The organism is Thalassobacillus pellis (genome assembly GCF_016908295.1).
Lineage (GTDB): Bacteria > Bacillota > Bacilli > Bacillales > Halobacillaceae > Thalassobacillus > Thalassobacillus pellis.
The window spans coordinates 296,028-314,528 of sequence record NZ_JAFBDO010000003.1 but is presented as its reverse complement, the minus strand read 5'-3'; the positions used below and the strand labels follow the sequence as shown (position 1 = coordinate 314,528).

Genomic DNA, 18,501 nt, shown 5'->3' with positions numbered 1-18,501 from the left:
ACCTTGGAGTGAAAGAAATGGACAGAAAAACAAAACGCCAACTGACAGACAAGAAGGCTGCCCCGACTTCCAATGAGGAAGACTCTTATGGTGAAAATGCAACTAAGTCTGAAATCGAACAGGGAGAATCCACAAAAGTCACCAGACTGGTTTATGATGAATATGACTCAAGCAGACCAGAATAACTGCAGCAAAGCCTGACGTAAAAAGTCAGGTTTTTTTATAGCGTCCGTTTCTTTATTTCTTCAAATACTTTTTGAAGAACTTTGTCCATGTTTTTAGTCGTATATTGCTGACTTTCTGTAAAAGGAATGTACTTGTAGCCATCCACTTCCGGGGTTTCTTTTCCCGTATAGTAGTGGGTGAAGTAAGTGGTACAGTGCATTCTCTCGGTGGAAGGCAGTTTCTCCACCTTCCATACAAATAAATAAAGATTCTTTTTCTGGTTGTATTCGAATTCCCCCAGGTCAATCAGCTCATCACTTGGTACATCTATTCCAGTCTCCTCTTTTGCTTCCCTGATACAAGATGCAAGTGGTTCTTCTTCTGAGTCAACCTCCCCTTTCGGTAAATCATAGAACCAATTACCTGTGGAATGACACCCAAGGAACTTTTCCCCATCAGTTAACACTAGACCGGCTGACAGTTTTTTCATGGTTATCATCCTTTTCTAATCAAATGATGTGCTCAAAATTTTTCAGGACAACTTGGCTTTTCGCCAAAAGCCTAAGTTTTACTTATCTTTAACCCTTTAACAAAGTTAAGGTTTCTTATAGTGCATAAAAAGTAATTGACCTTCTCTCAATCATCAGCTATGATAATTTTACAGTTAGCGATTCAAAACTTAATACCACTCCAAAGGGGAGTAGCTTACAGTTATGTCGACATTACGTGATCTTCATCACCGGCTTAACTGGCAACAGGAATGTTGTTTGCGAGACCTTTGCCGATGATGGTAAAGGTATAAGTGAATTTTCCCAAGACCTTTACCAGACAATTGGTGAAGGTCTTTTTTGTTCAGTATATAAGAGAAATTGCTGTTAGTTTATCTTCAAAGAAAAATCAAGGGGGCCTACATTTATGATTACAAAAATGTTGAGTCTAATAAACTTCGGTTCACCGAAAGTTGATCTGGTATTAGAGAACGATGAATATAAGCCAGGCAAAGAAATATCTGGATTCTTTCAACTACACGGAGGATGGATGAAACAAAAAATCAACCGCTTAGAGTGTGATCTTGTAAAAACCACCCCAGGTAAAAAGCCTGAAGTGATTGAGGTCGTCACAACGGTATTGATGTCTCACATGATGAAAGCAAATGAACAAAAAGTGATCCCATTCCAATATGATTTACCTCATGATCTTTCACCTTCTGATGGTAGGGGAACCTATCATTTACAGACAAAACTTGTGTTTGAGAATGATGTTAAAAGCTTTGACCATGATGAAGTAGTCATCACTCGTCAAAGCTGAATATTAAGAAAACTTAATTAGTCAATTTCCATCTCCCCGGTTTTTTTATATTTTTAACCTTTTTAACACCAGCCAATGAAAGCGATCACTGTTGAATTTTCTGATATGCAGTTATATAGTCATTTACCCAGATATGAGATAAAATAAATAGTGGGTGCAGAGCACCTATTTTTAAAAAATGAAGGGGATACGTTAATGGATACGTCGATTAAGCTTGCAGCGGTTGTGCTGTTGATTGTTTTGACAGCGTTTTTCGTTGCAAGCGAATTTGCGATTGTGAAAGTAAGAAAAACGAAAATGGAAGCCAGAGCAAAAGAAGGAGATAAGAAAGCTGCAAATGCCCTTAAATTGACAAACAACCTGGACTATTATTTGTCCGCTTGCCAATTGGGGATCACGATTACTGCCTTGGGACTGGGGTGGTTAGGGGAACCGACTTTAGAAGATCTGCTCCACCCCTTGTTGACACAATTCAACTTACCTTCGGGAGTATCTCATACCATCAGCTTTGCCATTGCGTTTTTCATCATCACTTTTTTGCACGTGGTGTTAGGTGAGCTTGCCCCAAAAACTCTTGCCATTCAAAAAGCAGAAAACATTACACTTCTGCTGGCAAAACCGTTGATTCTATACAGTAAGCTGATGTACCCTTTAATATGGCTGTTAAATGGTTCGGCCAACATGCTGATTCGTATGCTCGGCTATCAGACTGCCAGTGAATCTGATGAAGTCCATTCAGAGGAAGAACTGAGACACATCCTTTCGGAAAGTTATGAAAAAGGGGAAATCAATCAGTCTGAGTATGAGTATGTGGACCGTATTTTTGAATTTGACAACCGTACCGCGAAAGAAATTATGGTACCAAGAACAGAAATATCTGTTATAGATATCGAAGACCCGGTGGAAGAGTCATTAAACTTTCTGAAGAAGGAACGCTTTACCAGATACCCTGTTATTCAGGATGACAAAGACCACATTATCGGGGTCATTCATATAAAAGAGATTTTTCAGGAAGACTGGGACCAGCTGGAATCACTTCGGCACCTCGTCCATCCTGTCATAAAAGTATTTGAAAACATTCCAATCCACGACCTGCTTATTCGTATGCAGAAGGAAAATACGCATTTAGTTGTATTAACGGATGAATACGGAGGGACCGCAGGGATTGTTACTGTAGAAGATATCATCGAAGAAATTGTCGGTGACATCCGTGATGAATTTGATGAGGAAGAAGAACAGGATATTACCCCAAAAGAAGACGGTACATTTGTGTTAGATGGAAAAACTTCCATCTCAGATATTAATAATTACTTTGAGATAGATTTGGAAAACGGGGATATAGATACCATCTCGGGCTGGATATTAAACCATAACGTCGATGCCCACGAAGGCTCAGTGGTGTCCGATGATTCTTTCCATTTCAAAGTATTAAAAATTGAGGATAACCAGATACGTAAGGTCATAGCCTGGGCCGATGCCTAGAATATTGCACCTAAGCGATGAACGTTTATATACCAGGTCTCCTGCTGAATGCAGGGGGCCTTTTTAATATCGATGTTTACCATTCCCTGACAACGTGAACTAGTTATTACAGTCACTAACCTAGAAGGAAGGAAAAAGCCAATGTTTCAGATAATGATTGAACATATTCCATCAAGTATTTTACATGCCCTTACAGGTGCGCTAGTCATGGATATCTTTTTTAGCAGCAAAGATAGCGGTCAAAAACAACATTTTACGACTATGGCATTAGGTGCTATCTTTGTGTTTACGCTTGATTTTCCAAAACTGTTCGGTTTCGTTTTCACCCATTCTTTGGTTTTTGTACCATTCATCGGGTTAGTCCTCGCTTATGGTACAAGGAAATTGCTGAATTTCTCATTGGCGAGTCTCTGGATAGGAATCATGGCGGTATTATTGTTAGGTGGAATTACTATTGATTTTATAGGAAACGGAGCACATTTGTTTTACCCGTTTACGGAAAAGGCTTTGTCATTTACATTGATTAAAAAAGACATATGGCTGATCGCCATCTTACTTTTCCTTGTGCTCTTCCGGCTGTTTAATAGAAGAACAACTGCCGTGATGGCAGGGGGCTTTCTTATCATTGCGTTAGGGCTTGGAGTCAAATCTTATACTAAGGTCACGTTGGAAAATGCATTAGCAGAAAAATTTTCACACACAAGCATCCAGCAGATCATCACCACTCCCGCTCCAGGCATAGGAATCAAATGGAAATTCTCCATTGATACAAAAACGACACTGATTCAAGGGAATACGTATATTGGATCCAGTAAGATTTTAACAGAGGACATACGGCCGACACCGTAACTTTTAATCTTTGCTGAGCGACTCATCTTCCCTTTCGCACTGGATACTTCCCAAGGTTCTATAGGGTTGCCTTAAAATAGCAGTGGCTCGACATAAAGAAAGGGACCATCCTTCTCGGAAGGTCCCTTATTGTTGCTTGCCTATCAGCTGAATTCTATACCGCCATCAATCATGACCGATTGACCTGTCATATAGTCAGAATCAGAGGAGGCTAAATAAGATACAAAATTAGCAACGTCTTCTGGTTCTTCTGTTCTGCCTAAAGTAATACTTTGAGAGAATTTTTCAAAAGCTTCGCCTGGCTCGAGATCCATATATTCAACCATTTTAGCATCAATGCGATCCCACATGGAAGTTCCTACAATGCCAGGGCAATAAGCGTTTACGTTAATATTAAACTGGGCCAGTTCCTGTGCAGCAGTCTGTGTCAGCCCGCGGACAGCAAATTTTGTTGAAGAATAAACACCCAGCAACTCATAACCTTTATGGCCGGCAATACTGCAGGCATTTATGATTTTCCCTTTACCCTCTTGCTCTTTCATCTGCTCTGCAGCAGCTTGTAATCCATATAAAGTTCCGAACACATTAATTCGGTATATCTTTTCTAAATCTTCTTCTGTGACTTCCAACAGCGGTGCTACCTGGTCAACACCAGCATTATTGACGAAAACATCCACGTGACCGAATTCTTCCACCGTCTGTTTCACTAAAGAAAACTGATCATCTCGTTTACTGACATCTCCTTGGATTGCCAAAGATTCTTTACCCTGATTTCTTAGTTCTTCAGCAGTGGATTCCGCGGTTTCCTTATTGACATCGTTGATTACCACAGCAAATCCATCGTTCGCCAATCGCTCTGCAATGCCTTTTCCGATTCCTTGGCCAGACCCAGTGATGACGGCAACTTTCTTTTCTGTCAACATGGATACCTCCTTTTTTAGACTTACATATAAAACTTTCCCATATACCTTTCCTGAAAAACGTACAATTATGGAAGGATCTTACCAGGTATCACAACCTTATAGTCACATGTAAAAAGGAGCTGAATATACTCAGCTCCTTACTTATTCAACCTTTTTTAATAATTTCGTCAATAATCCCATATTCTTTGGCTTCTTCCGCGCTCATGAAGTAATCACGATCGGTATCAACGGCAACTTTTTCAACTGGCTGCCCGGTTCGCTCTGCAATGATTTCATTTATATGACTGCGGAGCTTGAGAATCCTTTTCGCTGATATCTCTAAATCAGTCGCCTGCCCTCTTGCGCCTCCTAACGGCTGATGAATCATGATTTCACTGTTCGGAAGTGCGTAACGCTTTCCTTTGGTCCCTGCCAGTAACAGCATGGCACCAAATGATGCTGCCATGCCCGTGCAGATCGTCTGCACATCCGGCTTAATATACTGCATGGTATCATAAATCGCGAAACCGGCGGTAGTTGAGCCGCCAGGACTGTTGATATAAAGAGAAATATCTTTTTCCGGGTCATCCGCTGCCAAAAACAACAGTTGTGCTACGATACTATTTGCCATATGATCATTGATTTCATCGCTGACCATGACAATTCTATCTTTTAACAAACGTGAAAATATGTCATATGAACGTTCACCCTTGTTCGACTGCTCAATCACATAAGGAATGGTGTTCACCATTATTCCTCCCTCATCCATAGTTATGATGCAAGTGAGAGGATACTGGAAGGAGAGTGAGAAAATACATTGTTCGAAATAGGAAACTCTTTGAAAATCTCAAGAGCAACCTTGAGAAGAATGTCTGGATCTTGTAAGGATATCGCTTCCACTAAAGCTGGATAAAGAAGCCTGTAATTTTCTTCTTTCCAGAATATCTCATTACTGTATTCGGATACATTTTTCACCCGGGATCGCGCCCTGTTCAGCAATGCTTTTACTCCTGTTTCAGACATTTTAAGAAGTTCAGCGATTTCGGAAATTTTATATTGAAAAGCTTCTTTTAACACAAAGGTTACAAGCTGTTTGGGCGTAAGCTGCTTTGCCAGCTTCTCCAACAACTCTTCACACAAACCGTGACTATCGTTTTCATTTCCAACTTGTCTCATATCATCTATGGCCGTTTTTTCCCGCTGTTTATCTCTGATACGATCCACCCAGATATGATAAGCGATTTTTTTCAAAAGCGATGCACTCCATTTATTCTGGTCACGATAATGAATTAGTGCTTTTGTAATCGCTTCCTGGGCGATATCATCCCCTTCCCACTTATCTTTGGCGAGAAAACGACAATATTGATATAACTTTGGAACAAGTTCCTCTACCTGTTCATCATTACCATTGGATACTTTTTTTGTGCCTGGGCCCATGCGCACACTTATCACTCCTTTTATCCTCTCACCCTTATAACGGAATTTGTGGCAGAAAAGATACGGGTAAATAAATTTTGTATTACTTTTTATTATATACTCCTTTTATAAAAATACGTTAAATCAAGTATAGGTTTCCCTGACTCTTCTCAATCCAGCGCTGCTTTCTCCCTGTAAGCTTCCATTACTCTCAACAAAGCGTCTGCCATACAAAAACGCGACCCACATCGGATCGCGCTTTGTCTAAAATATTTATAATTTTACAGCCTCGCCTGTTTCAGCTGATTGGTATATTGCTGTGATCAGTTTTTGAAGCACCACTCCCTGGTCTGGTGTGGTGATAGGTTTTTTACCTGTCAGGCAGCTGTTGACGAATTCCTCGATCAATAGTTCATGATTTCCTTTTTTAGGAAGGTACGCAGGGGATGTATCAATCAATGTGTCGTGTTTTTCCTGGAAAATTTTTAACGGAAATACATCTGCTCCCCCTTCGTCCCCCATCAATGACACGTTCATAACATCGTGCTTTTCTACATTTGCTGCGAACGCTGTTTCAAGCATAATAGATGAGCCATCTTTAAATTGGATCATGGCACGGGCCATATCTTCAATAGAAAAATTCTCATAATCCCAGCTTCCCATCAGCCCGACTCCTTTACGTTTACCAAGCTTCTGGTATACAGAGCCGAGAACGGTTTCTGGTTCCGGGAAATCCATGAGATATAGTCCAGTATCAAGCATATGGACGCCGATATCAATCAGCGGCCCGCCACCCTGAAGCTCTTTGTTGGTAAAAACGCCCCAGCCCGGAATGCCACGACGGCGTATGGCATTGACACGGGAAGCATAGACATCGCCCAGCTCCCCGCCATCAATGAATCTTTTCAATGTAACTACTTCTGGCGCATAGCGATAATGAAGTCCATAGGTCAGCAGTTTTCCAGTTTTCTCGGCAGTCTTTGCCATATCTTCAGCTTCAGCTACTGTGATGGCAGGCGGTTTTTCACATAATACATGGCATCCTGCTTCAAGTGCAGCAATAGTAGCTTCTGCATGAAATTTATTCGGGGTGCATACACTCACTGCGTCAAGTTCAACTGTCTGAAGCATTTCTTCGTAATCTCCAAAACTATGAGCAATCGAAAATTCGTCCGCATAGTGATCAGCTTTTTCCTTGATTACATCGGCAATAGCCACAATCTCGACTCTATCTCCGCATTTCATATAATTCGGAATATGAACCCCTTTGGCTATTCCACCAGCCCCAATGATTCCTACTTTAAGTTTCTCTGTCATCATCCTGTCCTCCTTCTATGTCCAAAGAGCACTCCGGAAGCTAAGGTCCGGAGTGCTCTTTCTTAAGCCCACCACATTTCTGGCGGCTTTTCTCTGATCAATACAGATTGCAAATTGGAAACGGCTCTTTGGAAGCCTTCGTCGATCGACATCAATGGATCTTCGTGTTCAATACTGACGACATAATCATAGCCGTACGTACGCAGGGCACTGATCATGTCCGACCACTCCTGGACGCTGTGACCACAGCCGACGGAGCGGAACGTCCAAGCCCGTGTTTTTACATCGCCATACGGCTGCATGTCGAGCAAGCCATGCATGTTGACGTTATCCTGGTCGATATACGTATCCTTGGCGTGGAAGTGATGCAGAGCTCCTTCTTTAGCCAAAATTTTAATCGCTGCAACAGGATCGATTCCCTGCCACCACAGATGGCTCGGGTCAAGGTTAGCCCCTACTGCAGGTGAAGTAGCTTCGCGCAGTTTCAGCATCGTATACGGGGTGTGGACGAGGAAGCCGCCATGCAGCTCAAGTCCGATTTTCACGTTATGTTCTTCGGCGAATTTCCCAGCATCCTTCCAGTAAGGAATCAACTTTTCTTCCCATTGCCATTTCAGCACGTCACTGTATTCCGTAGGCCAAGGCGTTACCGGCCAGTTCGGGTATTTCGCCCCTTCATGACCACCGGCTGTACCGGAAAAACAATTGACTACAGGAACGTCAAGCATTTCAGCCAAGCGAACTGTTTTTCTAAATGTTTCGTCAGAGTCCTTGGCATAAGCTTCATCCGGGGAGATTGGGTTGGCGTGACAGCTAAACGCGCTTATCGTCAACCCGCGAGAGTTGATGGCATCCATGAATTCCTTCCGTTTGCCTTCGCTTTCCAACAGTCCATCCAAATCACAGTGTGCATTGCCCGGATTTCCGCCAGTACCGATTTCCACCGCATCGAGACCAGATTCCTTCACATAATCCAGCATATCCTCGAATGACTTATCGGAAAACAATACAGTAAAAACTCCTAATTTCATCTAACCATCCTTTCTTAATAATAAAATTTATCGTTGGACTACTAGATTGGTAGTCACAACACTTTTTGTTTCATTTGCTTCTAAAGCAGCAAGAATCACATCAAGGGATCTGGCTCCTTCTTCACCGGAAACTGGTGAAGGTCTATTACTTACAATGCAGTTAACGAAATTTTCAATCACATGAGAGGATGTCTGTCCCCCTTCATCGTTTGACTGGATTTGTCCCAATTCATATTTGACGACATCACCATTAGCATATTGCGCAACCAGAGAATTCACAGGATCGTCTTCCAGTCGGAGGATTCCCTTTTCCCCATAAATAATGGTTGAGTTATCCTCATCGGCAACATAAGACCAGCTTGCCGTCAATGTCCCAATCGTGCCACTTTCCGTTTTCAGGACACAGACCGCATTATCATCCACATCGGTATTTTCTTTGGCACTTGTTTCCACCATGGCTGCGACCTCCTTGATTTCTTCACCAAGGAGATAGCGGATCAGATCTGACTTATGTACCCCCAGGTCTCCCATTGCACCAATGAAAGCCCTCTCGCGGTCAAAGAACCAGCTGTCTTTGCCATCTGCACTCCAGCCTTCCGGACCGCCGTGTCCAAATGTCGTGCGGAAGCTGTATATCTTTCCTAACTCCCCGCTTTCAATCAGCTGTTTCGCTTTTTGGTGAGATTTCACAAAACGCTGATTGTGGGCAATCATCAGTTTCTTTCCATTACGTTCAGCTGCTGTGATCATATCCTCTGCTTCCTGCTTGGATGTTGCCATCGGTTTCTCACATAAGACGTGTTTGCCGGCATCAAGTGCAGCAATCGACACTGGTGCATGCAAAGAGTTCGGCAGGCAGACGCTGACTGCATCAATGGATGGATCCTGGAGAAGTCCTTTATAGTCAACATAAGGCTTAGCTCCATAAGTTTCAGCCATTTCCGCCGCACGTCCTTCGACAATGTCACAGACGGCAGCAATTTTCACATTTTCTTCATTGGCGTATTCAGGTAAGTGGCGGTGCTTAGCGATACTGCCACAACCGATGACGCCGATATTCAATACTGTCATTATTCTTTCTCCTCTCGGTTTTTATTTGGAACCAATTGTTTCCAGTGGTTTCGCATTACCATACACAGGTTTTTCTTGTTTCACAGGTTCTGCCCAGCGCACACCGTTTGCGATGACACGCTGTATTTCGGGATTATGATAAGTCGGATATGTTTCGTGCCCTGGACGGAAATAGAAAACTTTCCCCTGACCGCGACGGTATGTACACCCGCTGCGGAAAACTTCTCCACCCTCGAACCAGCTTAAAAACAGCAGTTCATCCGGCGCAGGGATATCGAAATGTTCCCCATACATCTCTTCTTTTTCAAGCTCTATGAATTCCCCGACTCCTTCTGTAATCGGATGGCTTGGATCCACAACCCACAGGCGTTCTTTTTCATTCGCTTCGCGCCATTTTAAATCACAAGTAGTTCCCATCAGCGTCTTGAATATTTTAGAAAAGTGTCCGGAATGCAATACAATCAGCCCCATACCATCGAGGACACGCTGTTTCACCCGTTCGACGATTTCATCGCTCACTTCTTCGTGCGCCTGGTGTCCCCACCACAACAGGACGTCGGTTGAATGAAGGACATCTTCGGTCAATCCATGCTCTTCTTCATCCAGGGTTGCTGTCCGGACTTGGTGTCCTTCTTTTTCTAAGAATTGGGCGATGGTCCCATGTATACCATCCGGATAAACATCCCGGACCACCTGGTTTGTCTGCTCATGTCTGTTTTCGTTCCATACAGTTATATTCATAATTAAATCTCCTTCTTTAAGCTATTCTTTTACGGAACCGGAAGTAAGTCCGGAAACGATTCGCTTTTGAAAAACAAGTACCAGAATGACAAGGGGAATGGTAACGACAACGGTTGCTGCGCTGATTTCCCCCCACGGAATCGTGTACTGGCCCTGGAACATAGCAATACCTACCGGAACAGTTTTATATGCAACCTCTGTATTGATAACGAATGCATACAAAAATTCGTTCCAGGCAGCGATAAAAACCAAAATGGCAGTGGTGAACATGCCAGGCACAGCCAACGGAAAAATGATTTTCCAGTATGTCTGCATCAAGGTTGCCCCATCAATTTTCGCGGCTTCCTCCAGATCATGAGGGATTTTCCGGAAAAATACGACCAAAATCCAGATGGAAAGCGGAAGAGTGATAGTAGTATATGGGATGATCAGACCAAGATAGCTGTTGGTCAGACCGATATTTTTTAAGATGATATAAATTGGTGATAACGTTGCAATCTGCGGGAACATGGACACGGACAACACGAGTCCAAGAATGACTGCTTTTCCGCGAAATTGTAGACGAGCGATAGCATAGGCAGCAAACGATGCCACGAATACTGTATAAACTGTCGTTGCCGTTGATACGATGAAGCTGTTTTTCAAATAAATCAAAAACGGATGATCGAAAAATACAGATGCATAACTTTTCAATGTCGGACTGTCTGTAAACCAGGCGAACGCCTTGTCACCAAAAATTTCAGATGGCGGCTTGATCGAGGTAAGGAATACCCAGATAAACGGAAACATCACCAGGAATACGAAGATAACCAAAAAGATGTAAAACAGCGGTCCTGCTTTCTTGTTCATGCTTCTCCCCCCTTATTTCCCTTGATTTTCTGGCAGTAGATCGGATCCTAATACTTTGACGAATATCATCGAAATGATGGCGACACAGATAAATACGATAACCGCAAGTGCCGAACCTGCCCCAAAGTTTGTCTGGGCGAACATGACTTTATATGCGAGAATGGAAATCGTTTCTGTCGAGTTCGCAGGTCCACCGCCAGTCAGTACGTAGATTAAATCGAAGACACGGAATGCATCAAGGGTACGGAACAATACTGCAACCAAAATACTTAAACGAAGCATCGGCATAGTAATATGGATGAACTGTTTCCATTTACCAGCACCATCAATGGAAGCTGCTTCATACAAGGATTTAGGGATGACCTGTAGTCCCGCCAGCAAAAGCAACGCTATGTAAGGCGTAGTTTTCCAAACTTCAGATAGAATGACTGATGACATCGCACCGAAATTGGTCGACAATAGCGTACTCATACTGTCGATAATGCCAAGCTCCATGAAAAATTTGGACACGATCCCGTTTTGCCCATCATATAGGAATTTCCACATCATCGCCGAGACCGCAGTCGGAATGGCCCATGGAATCAGGACAGTCGCACGGATAAGCCCTCTCCCGAAGAATGCCTTGTTGATTAGTAAAGCAATTGCCAGCCCAAGGACAAATTCAATGGCAACAGAGATAATCGTGAAGTAAACTGTCGTCCAAAGCGAGGACCACATCCTCGGATCCGTCAGCTGGTTCTGATAGTGCTGAAAGCCGATGAAGTTCGGCTCGATAATCGCACCCTGAAGTCCCGATGCCAGCCCCTGGATTTCGCTGAAGTTCTCGATTTCATCTGTACCCTTCAATTGAGTAAGAGCGGTATTTATTTCTTTAATTGTCTCTTCGAACTGGTCAGCGGTTTCATTGGTGATATCCACCATCGCTAACTCACTGGAAGGGGTCTCGAAGTTATTCAGGATGTTGTTAACTTCCTCATAGGTCTTGCCGGTGTCTTCCTGGATATTCTGATCGAGTGACTCCAGATCCTCTTTGACATCGGTCAGCCCTTCTTTCACAGGACCGCTCGTATCTTCTATCGTACTGTCTAAATCATCTACTAAAAATGGATAATACTGCAGATACGTATCAAGGTTAATGCTGTAGTCTAAGTGGACAGAAGATTTAGTTGGGCTGTTCAACCTCAAATCGAACAAACTAAAATAAAATGACTGGATAACCGGGTAAATGGCGATGACCAGAATTAACAGCAAGGACGGAGCTATCAGCAGATAGGCTGCTTTACGATCAGGGTTCTTATCCTTTTTTACTTGCTTCTTCTTCTCCTTGTCTCCCATTCATGTCCCCCCTTTTAGTGTCGTAGAAAAATGGACAATAGCCTCCAAACAATTGAAGGCTATTGTGTTGTTACTGTCGACCTATTTCAATGCTTCTTTCAATTCTGTTTCCATGCTCTTAACGGCTTCCTCCACTGTCACATCGCCATTGATAGCTTTTGAAACGTGGATTTGAATGATTTCAGAAACCTCCTGGTAGTTAGGTACGACCGGTCGGGATACAGCAGCGTTTAATGCTTGTACAAAACCTTCTTCCCCGAAGAAAGGAGTTGCTGAAATGATTTCCTCATCTTCATACAATTCAGGAATAGTTGGTGCGTGGCTTCCTTTGATTGCATCGATCTTCTGACCTTCTTTACCAGTCATGAACTTAACAAATTCCCAAGCTGCCTGTTTGTTCTCAGAAAATGCACTGATAGCAGTCATCCAGCCGCCAAGTGCTGCTGCGCTGCCTTCATCACCTGCAGGTAGAGGTGCTACCCCTACTTTTCCAACGATTTCAGATTGTTCTTCATCGTTAGCAAGGGAGAACTGATATGGCCAGTTACGGATGAATGGAGACTCTCCTTCAATGAAGGATGTGTGGGATTCCACTTCCGTGAATGTAGTAATGTTTTGCGGTACAAAATCAGATGTAGCAACCTCAACTAGTTTTTTCAAACCTTGGATGGTATCCGGGCTGTTGACAACAACTTCACCTTTTTCATTGACGATTGCCCCACCATATGCAGCGATGAACTCAATCGCGTTACAGACAAGACCTTCGTACTGCTTCGCCTGCATCAAGTAACCGAATTCCGTACCATTTTGACCTTGAAGATTGCTTGCCATGGAGATGAGCTCATCCCAAGTTTTCGGTGGCTCTTCTACCATGTCCGTGCGATAGAACAACATACCAGCATCAATGAACTTCGGCATCGCCCATTGCTTCCCTTTAAACTGGGCTGCACTTAAGGCACCTTCGTTGTACATATCAAGATTTACATTGTCTTTTTTGATGAAACGATCAAGTGGCAACACATAACCCGCCTGAGCAAATTCCGCTGGCCATACAACGTCAATATCAAGGACGTCAATTTCAGAGGACTCTGCATTGAATGCGGTTACATAAGCGTCATGCTGTTTACCACTATCGGTCGGCATTTCACGTAATTCCACATTAATATTCGGGTGCTCCTTTTCAAAAGCTTTGATGATAGCATCAGTTGCACCAGTAGCATCCTTACCACGTGCATAAGTGATCGTAACTTCTTCCGAAGAACCTTCAGAGCCTTCTGCTTCTGTGTTTTCCGATCCACTGTCTCCGCTGGAATCATCCGAACTGCCAGAGCTGCCTGAATTACATGCAGTCATGACCCCAAGCATCAACAAAAACACCATTACGAACATGCTTAATTTCCATTTCTTCATTTAGTTTCCCCCTTATTTGTTATCATTCAAATTTCATAAAAAATTACGTTGAACCTCTCACGACTAAATGTAACGGTAATTCTACAATTTCGTTCAACGGTTTCGAATCATAGGAAAGCATGATTTCCATTGCTTTCTTTCCAATCTCTTTGACAGGTTGATGGATAGTGGTAATCCCTGGCTCCATCAATTCTGCAATCGGTTGATCGTCAAAGCCAAGTACACCGAACTCCTCGGGGATTACGACACCTAGCTGCTTTGCCTCCTTGATCATCCCAGCTGCCACTTCGTCACTGCCCGTAAAAACAGCATCAGGCGGTTCTTCCAGGTGCATCAGGTCACGTAAAATCCGTTTTCCGTCGTCAATGGAAAATGCATTGGTACGGCACCATTCGTCTCGGAAAGGAAGCCCTCTTTCTTTCAGGGCAGTTCTGTAACCGTGTATGCGATCATCAGTCAGCGAAGAATTAAAAAAACCACAACAGCAAGCAACCTTTGTGTACCCTCGTTCAATTAAATGGGTTGTCCCAATATAACCGCCTTTGAATTGGTCGAGTTTTACAGTCGGTACTCCAGCATTCTCATCATATTCGTTACAAAAAATAATCGGGCCATAATTGGTGTATTCCTTAATAACTTCCCAATCATTGTCAATCGAAGTAAGAATGATTCCATCCACTTGTTTTGTCTTTATTAAATTTAAGTATTTAAGCTCTCGCTGTTTATTATTGTTAGTCTGACAAACTACCAACTGAAAATTATGTTCTCCTGCAACCATTTCCATGCTTTCAACCAGCTGACTGAAAAATGGATTGGCGATTCGTGGTACAATTACCGCAATCGTTTCCGTCTTTCGCTTCCTGAGACGCTGCGCCAGTGAATTCGGCGTGTACCCGAGCTGCTTCATTGCCTCTTCTACCAATAGCTTCTTCTCTTTTGCGACATACGGATGACGGTTGATCACCCTGGATACTGTTGATCTGGATAACCCTGTCGCATCAGCCACATCTTTAATTGTCGCCAATCGAGACTACCTCCCTCTCCATAAACACCCCCTAGGTCTTTCCTATGACGGATGATCACTTGAAATCGATTTCATATCCTTCCAAAAAAATTTGTCCAATAAAGTGCGTTAATAAAGTGGTCGTGAAATCGATTTCATACTTGGATTGTAAATAAGATTCAGAAAATTATCAACAGAAAAAAGAAAATTTGTCTAATTTTTTTGAGATTCAACACTAAATATGACGTTTTATGGGATAAATTGGATATTAATGCAGTATATAAGGGCTAGAATCTTCATTGCTCCTCTCATTTTTTATTGAAACTTTTTCCCCAGTTCAGTTCATATTCCTATGAAATAAAATGTCTAATTTTATCGTTATGTGGCGGAGGCTGACATGTGGCAGCCCTTTGTACAACAAAAATCAAAAAAGGACTGCCCTCTGCCAGGACAGTCCTGAGAATATGTTTATTGGAGTTCACACAAATATTCATCGAGGCCTTTAAATTGAGGAGAAGTCCAGCCTTTTGGTCCCACCATTTTGCAATATGTTCTCCATCTGAGTTTGAAAACCAGTTCCCGTGGCGCATTAAAAATTCTTTCGATTACCAGGTCGCGGCTTCCACTTGTGATTTCAATTCAGCCAGTCCTTTTCCTCCTCCTAAAAAAATGGTCTCTCCAATCACATTCGTGAATCACATATGACTTAACCAACGAAGCTTCCTAGTCTTCCTTTTCCTTCTCTTGCAGCTCAATCAGGTAATCATCCAATCTTTCAAACCTGTCTTCCCACGTGTGTCTGAATTGATCCAGCCATTCATCGAGCTCTTGTAAAGGTTCAGTTCGGAGTTTATAAATTCTGCGATTGGCCGCCGGCTGCACCTCGACAAATCCTGCTTCATTCAATACCCGGAGATGTTTAGATACTTGTGGTTGTCGAAGCTCAAGCTTATCAGCAATTTCGCCGACAGTAAGTGGCCCCTCACGCAAAAGTTTAATGATGTCCATTCGTTTTGTTTCTGCCAGAGCATTTAATATCTTTTCCATAAATCAAATATACTCCTAACGGAATATTCCGTCAATGGAATATATAAAAAATCACAAATAAAATACCCTTGCTCTAGTCTGGCTTCCTTATAAAATATCCCCTATGCCATTTGAATTTGCTCAACTAATCGTCTACTTTTCAGCTATTAATCTTCCACTTCGATGAGATAAATTCTTTCTCTGAAGGAACCGCGTTTCTCTGCCTTTTCTTTTCGAATTTCTTCAACCTCATCAATTGAACTATTATGAAGTTCAGCTAGTACCTCCATTAATTCCAGCAAATCTGCCATCTCTTCAAGCGCTTCTTCATCAGTTCCTGCAGTTAAATATTCATCTAATTCTTCTTGCAGCTTCCTTTTAAGAGATTCCACATATTCGGGTTTATCCAAGGTTCTTGCTTTAAAGGAATTTCCTGTTTTCGCAATAATTTCTGGTATACGGTCCCTGACTAATTTTTTATATACTGGCAAGCTCATCTCCCCTATACTTAAACTTAAGTAGTTAATTATAAGTATAACAAAGGTCTAACCGACAATTCAGCTGTCCTTTACTTCCTGATAAATGAATGTAAAGAGGGGTACATACATGAATTCGACTAAGAAAAAACAAAAATGGATGCAACTTGTAGATTTAGTCAAAGCAACACAACCACCAAAGCTATTATTCAGTTCAGCACTTTTTCTCAGTTTGTTGACTACAATCGCCGGGCTTGCCATTCCATTGTTAGCCAGCCGGCTGATTGACAATTTTGATTTGGATAATTTGAATAAAACAGTAATTACTGGGATTGTAGCAGCTTTTTTCATCCAGGCAATTGCCGGGGGGATTTCTGTATATATATTAGCACGAGTCGGCCAGCATATTATTGCCTCTCTCAGAAAGCGACTCTGGAGAAAGCTGCTCATTCTGCCTGTCCCATACTATGATTCACATGAAACCGGGGATTCGGTCAGCCGGATGACGAATGACACCGCTATAATTAAAAATTTGATTACGGAGCATTTTACCGGCTTTGTCACAGGGATCATTTCTGTCTTCGGCGCGATTGTGATTCTGTTTTATTTGGACTGGCCACTTACGCTGGTAATGTTTTCAATCATACCAATTGCTTTGCTTTTCTTAATTCCAATTGGCAGGAAGATGGCCGCTATTTCCCGTGATCTACAATCAGAAACGGCCAGTTTTTCCGCAAACCTGACACGCGTCATTTCGGAGATTCGTCTTGTTAAAGCTTCAAATGCGGAAGAACGAGAGTATGTCAAAGGAAAATCCGGAATCATGAAGCTTTACCGACTGGGTTTGACAGAAGGCGTCATCCAGGCACTCATGTCCCCGCTAGTTTCTTCCCTTATCATAGTCGTATTGGTACTCATCATTGGCTTTGGCGGTGTCCGGGTCACTTCCGGAGCGATGACAGCCGGAGAATTGGCCGCCTTTTTCATTTACCTATTCCAAATCATTATGCCGATCACTCAGATAGTTGTATTTGCAACTCAATTTCAGAAAACGATCGGTGCGACAGAAAAAGTATTGGACATCCTTTCGCTGGATGAGGAAGATCTGAGTGAAGGAAGTCAGTTGGAAAGCTATGACCAGGCTCTTTTGGTGGATAAATTAACTTTTGGTTATTCTCCAGAGGAAATTGTGTTGAATGAAATATCATTTACTGCAGTTAAAGGGGAAGTTACAGCAATTGTCGGTCCCAGCGGAAGCGGGAAGACGACACTTTTCTCGTTAATCGAACAATACTATAAGCCCCTTCAAGGAGAAATCCGCTACGGCAAGGTCCCAATCTCCAACTATTCTCTTTCATCCTGGAGAAAAATGCTAGGCTATGTCTCACAAGACAGTCCAATCTATGCAGGCACGATCAGGGAGAACCTGACTTATGGACTTGATAGCGATATTACTGAAGAAAAGATGATAGCTGCAGCTGAGATGGCATATGCTCACGATTTTATTGTGGATTTGGCAAAAGGATATGAAACAGAGGTTGGCGAACGCGGGGGCAAATTATCCGGTGGGCAAAGACAACGAATTGCTATAGCCAGGGCGTTATTGCGAGATCCAGAGATTCTCATGCTTGACGAAGCGACATCCAGTCTGGACAGCCAGTCGGAAATCGTAGTACAGCAAGCATTGAAGAACCTGATGAATGGACGGACAACCCTGGTGATCGCCCACCGACTCTCCACAATTGTTGATGCCGAGCAGATAGTTTTCCTGGAGAAAGGCCGAGTAACAGGAATCGGAAGCCATGAAGAACTATTCAACAACCACCAGCTATATCGCAATTTTGCAAAACAACAATTACGAATTCAAGATTCCAGCTGATAATAGTTAAAGCGGAAGCGCCTTGTACACCCCCGACCAGCTTAAGACAAGCCTCGCCGTGATGGTCTTTGTCACAGAGAGGATTGACTTAAGACCTCGAGGGGTAGGCGCTGCAGCTGGAGGAAGTTAAAGCGGAAGCGCCTTGTTCACCCCCGACCTGTTTTAATACCCAGATTAGAAAAACTCGCATACACTGCTCTTTTCGTGCATGCGAGTTTTTCTTATACTTGGAACTTTAAAA

Annotated in this window: 19 protein-coding genes; 5 read left to right on the top strand and 14 right to left on the bottom strand. The window is 42.8% G+C overall.

The window, feature by feature from the left end; genetic code table 11:
• Positions 1 to 17 precede the first annotated feature (17 nt).
• Positions 18 to 185 (top strand): hypothetical protein, encoded by a 168-nt coding sequence (locus JOC33_RS12060; RefSeq protein ID WP_205092772.1) that lies wholly within the window; start codon positions 18 to 20, stop codon positions 183 to 185.
• Positions 186 to 220: 35 nt separating this feature from the next.
• Here JOC33_RS12060 and JOC33_RS12055 read toward each other — a convergent pair whose 3' ends face one another.
• The gene (locus JOC33_RS12055) at positions 221 to 655 is read right to left on the bottom strand and encodes an NUDIX domain-containing protein (RefSeq protein ID WP_205092771.1); all 435 of its coding nucleotides are present in this window, start codon (positions 653 to 655) and stop codon (positions 221 to 223) included.
• A 425-nt stretch (positions 656 to 1,080) separates the two neighbouring features.
• On the opposite strand from JOC33_RS12055, the gene JOC33_RS12050 reads away from it, so the two are divergent.
• From JOC33_RS12050 to JOC33_RS12040, 3 genes are all read left to right on the top strand, one after another.
• Positions 1,081 to 1,473 (top strand): sporulation protein, encoded by a 393-nt coding sequence (locus JOC33_RS12050; protein WP_205092770.1) that lies wholly within the window; start codon positions 1,081 to 1,083, stop codon positions 1,471 to 1,473.
• A 195-nt stretch (positions 1,474 to 1,668) separates the two neighbouring features.
• Positions 1,669 to 2,955: a hemolysin family protein gene (locus JOC33_RS12045; RefSeq protein WP_205092769.1), complete on the top strand. Its 1,287-nt coding sequence runs from the start codon at positions 1,669 to 1,671 to the stop codon at positions 2,953 to 2,955.
• Between the two features lie 141 nt (positions 2,956 to 3,096).
• The gene (locus JOC33_RS12040; RefSeq protein ID WP_205092768.1) at positions 3,097 to 3,804 is read left to right on the top strand and encodes a metal-dependent hydrolase; all 708 of its coding nucleotides are present in this window, start codon (positions 3,097 to 3,099) and stop codon (positions 3,802 to 3,804) included.
• A 143-nt stretch (positions 3,805 to 3,947) separates the two neighbouring features.
• On the opposite strand, the gene JOC33_RS12035 is transcribed toward JOC33_RS12040, so the two are convergent.
• The 13 genes from JOC33_RS12035 to JOC33_RS11975 all read right to left on the bottom strand — a co-directional run bounded on the left by JOC33_RS12035 (position 3,948) and on the right by JOC33_RS11975 (position 16,396).
• Positions 3,948 to 4,727, bottom strand: coding sequence for an acetoin reductase (locus tag JOC33_RS12035; RefSeq protein ID WP_205092767.1), 780 nt, complete (start codon positions 4,725 to 4,727; stop codon positions 3,948 to 3,950).
• 145 nt (positions 4,728 to 4,872) lie between these two features.
• Complete coding sequence (clpP, locus tag JOC33_RS12030; RefSeq protein ID WP_338054524.1) at positions 4,873 to 5,454, bottom strand: ATP-dependent Clp endopeptidase proteolytic subunit ClpP; 582 nt, start codon at positions 5,452 to 5,454, stop codon at positions 4,873 to 4,875.
• A gap of 23 nt (positions 5,455 to 5,477) precedes the next feature.
• Complete coding sequence (locus JOC33_RS12025; protein ID WP_239534194.1) at positions 5,478 to 6,143, bottom strand: sigma-70 family RNA polymerase sigma factor; 666 nt, start codon at positions 6,141 to 6,143, stop codon at positions 5,478 to 5,480.
• Positions 6,144 to 6,395: 252 nt separating this feature from the next.
• Complete coding sequence (locus JOC33_RS12020) at positions 6,396 to 7,439, bottom strand: Gfo/Idh/MocA family protein (RefSeq protein ID WP_205093081.1); 1,044 nt, start codon at positions 7,437 to 7,439, stop codon at positions 6,396 to 6,398.
• Positions 7,440 to 7,501: 62 nt separating this feature from the next.
• Positions 7,502 to 8,470 (bottom strand): sugar phosphate isomerase/epimerase family protein, encoded by a 969-nt coding sequence (locus JOC33_RS12015; RefSeq protein ID WP_205092764.1) that lies wholly within the window; start codon positions 8,468 to 8,470, stop codon positions 7,502 to 7,504.
• A gap of 27 nt (positions 8,471 to 8,497) precedes the next feature.
• Positions 8,498 to 9,541: a Gfo/Idh/MocA family protein gene (locus JOC33_RS12010; RefSeq protein WP_205092763.1), complete on the bottom strand. Its 1,044-nt coding sequence runs from the start codon at positions 9,539 to 9,541 to the stop codon at positions 8,498 to 8,500.
• A 21-nt stretch (positions 9,542 to 9,562) separates the two neighbouring features.
• A complete protein-coding gene (locus JOC33_RS12005; protein ID WP_205093080.1) occupies positions 9,563 to 10,285 on the bottom strand; it encodes a ThuA domain-containing protein in 723 nt (240 codons plus the stop codon).
• A gap of 18 nt (positions 10,286 to 10,303) precedes the next feature.
• On the bottom strand, positions 10,304 to 11,131 hold the full coding sequence (locus JOC33_RS12000) for a carbohydrate ABC transporter permease (protein ID WP_205092762.1): 828 nt from the start codon (positions 11,129 to 11,131) through the stop codon (positions 10,304 to 10,306).
• 12 nt (positions 11,132 to 11,143) lie between these two features.
• A complete protein-coding gene (locus tag JOC33_RS11995) occupies positions 11,144 to 12,466 on the bottom strand; it encodes a carbohydrate ABC transporter permease (protein WP_205092761.1) in 1,323 nt (440 codons plus the stop codon).
• Between the two features lie 81 nt (positions 12,467 to 12,547).
• A complete protein-coding gene (locus tag JOC33_RS11990) occupies positions 12,548 to 13,876 on the bottom strand; it encodes an ABC transporter substrate-binding protein (protein WP_239534165.1) in 1,329 nt (442 codons plus the stop codon).
• Positions 13,877 to 13,919: 43 nt separating this feature from the next.
• On the bottom strand, positions 13,920 to 14,900 hold the full coding sequence (locus JOC33_RS11985) for a LacI family DNA-binding transcriptional regulator (protein ID WP_205092760.1): 981 nt from the start codon (positions 14,898 to 14,900) through the stop codon (positions 13,920 to 13,922).
• A 702-nt stretch (positions 14,901 to 15,602) separates the two neighbouring features.
• Entirely contained in the window at positions 15,603 to 15,926 is a 324-nt protein-coding gene (locus tag JOC33_RS11980; RefSeq protein ID WP_205092759.1) for an ArsR/SmtB family transcription factor, read from the bottom strand.
• A 146-nt stretch (positions 15,927 to 16,072) separates the two neighbouring features.
• Complete coding sequence (locus tag JOC33_RS11975) at positions 16,073 to 16,396, bottom strand: nucleoside triphosphate pyrophosphohydrolase (protein WP_205092758.1); 324 nt, start codon at positions 16,394 to 16,396, stop codon at positions 16,073 to 16,075.
• A 115-nt stretch (positions 16,397 to 16,511) separates the two neighbouring features.
• On the opposite strand from JOC33_RS11975, the gene JOC33_RS11970 reads away from it, so the two are divergent.
• A complete protein-coding gene (locus tag JOC33_RS11970; RefSeq protein WP_205092757.1) occupies positions 16,512 to 18,260 on the top strand; it encodes an ABC transporter ATP-binding protein in 1,749 nt (582 codons plus the stop codon).
• Positions 18,261 to 18,501 lie beyond the last annotated feature (241 nt).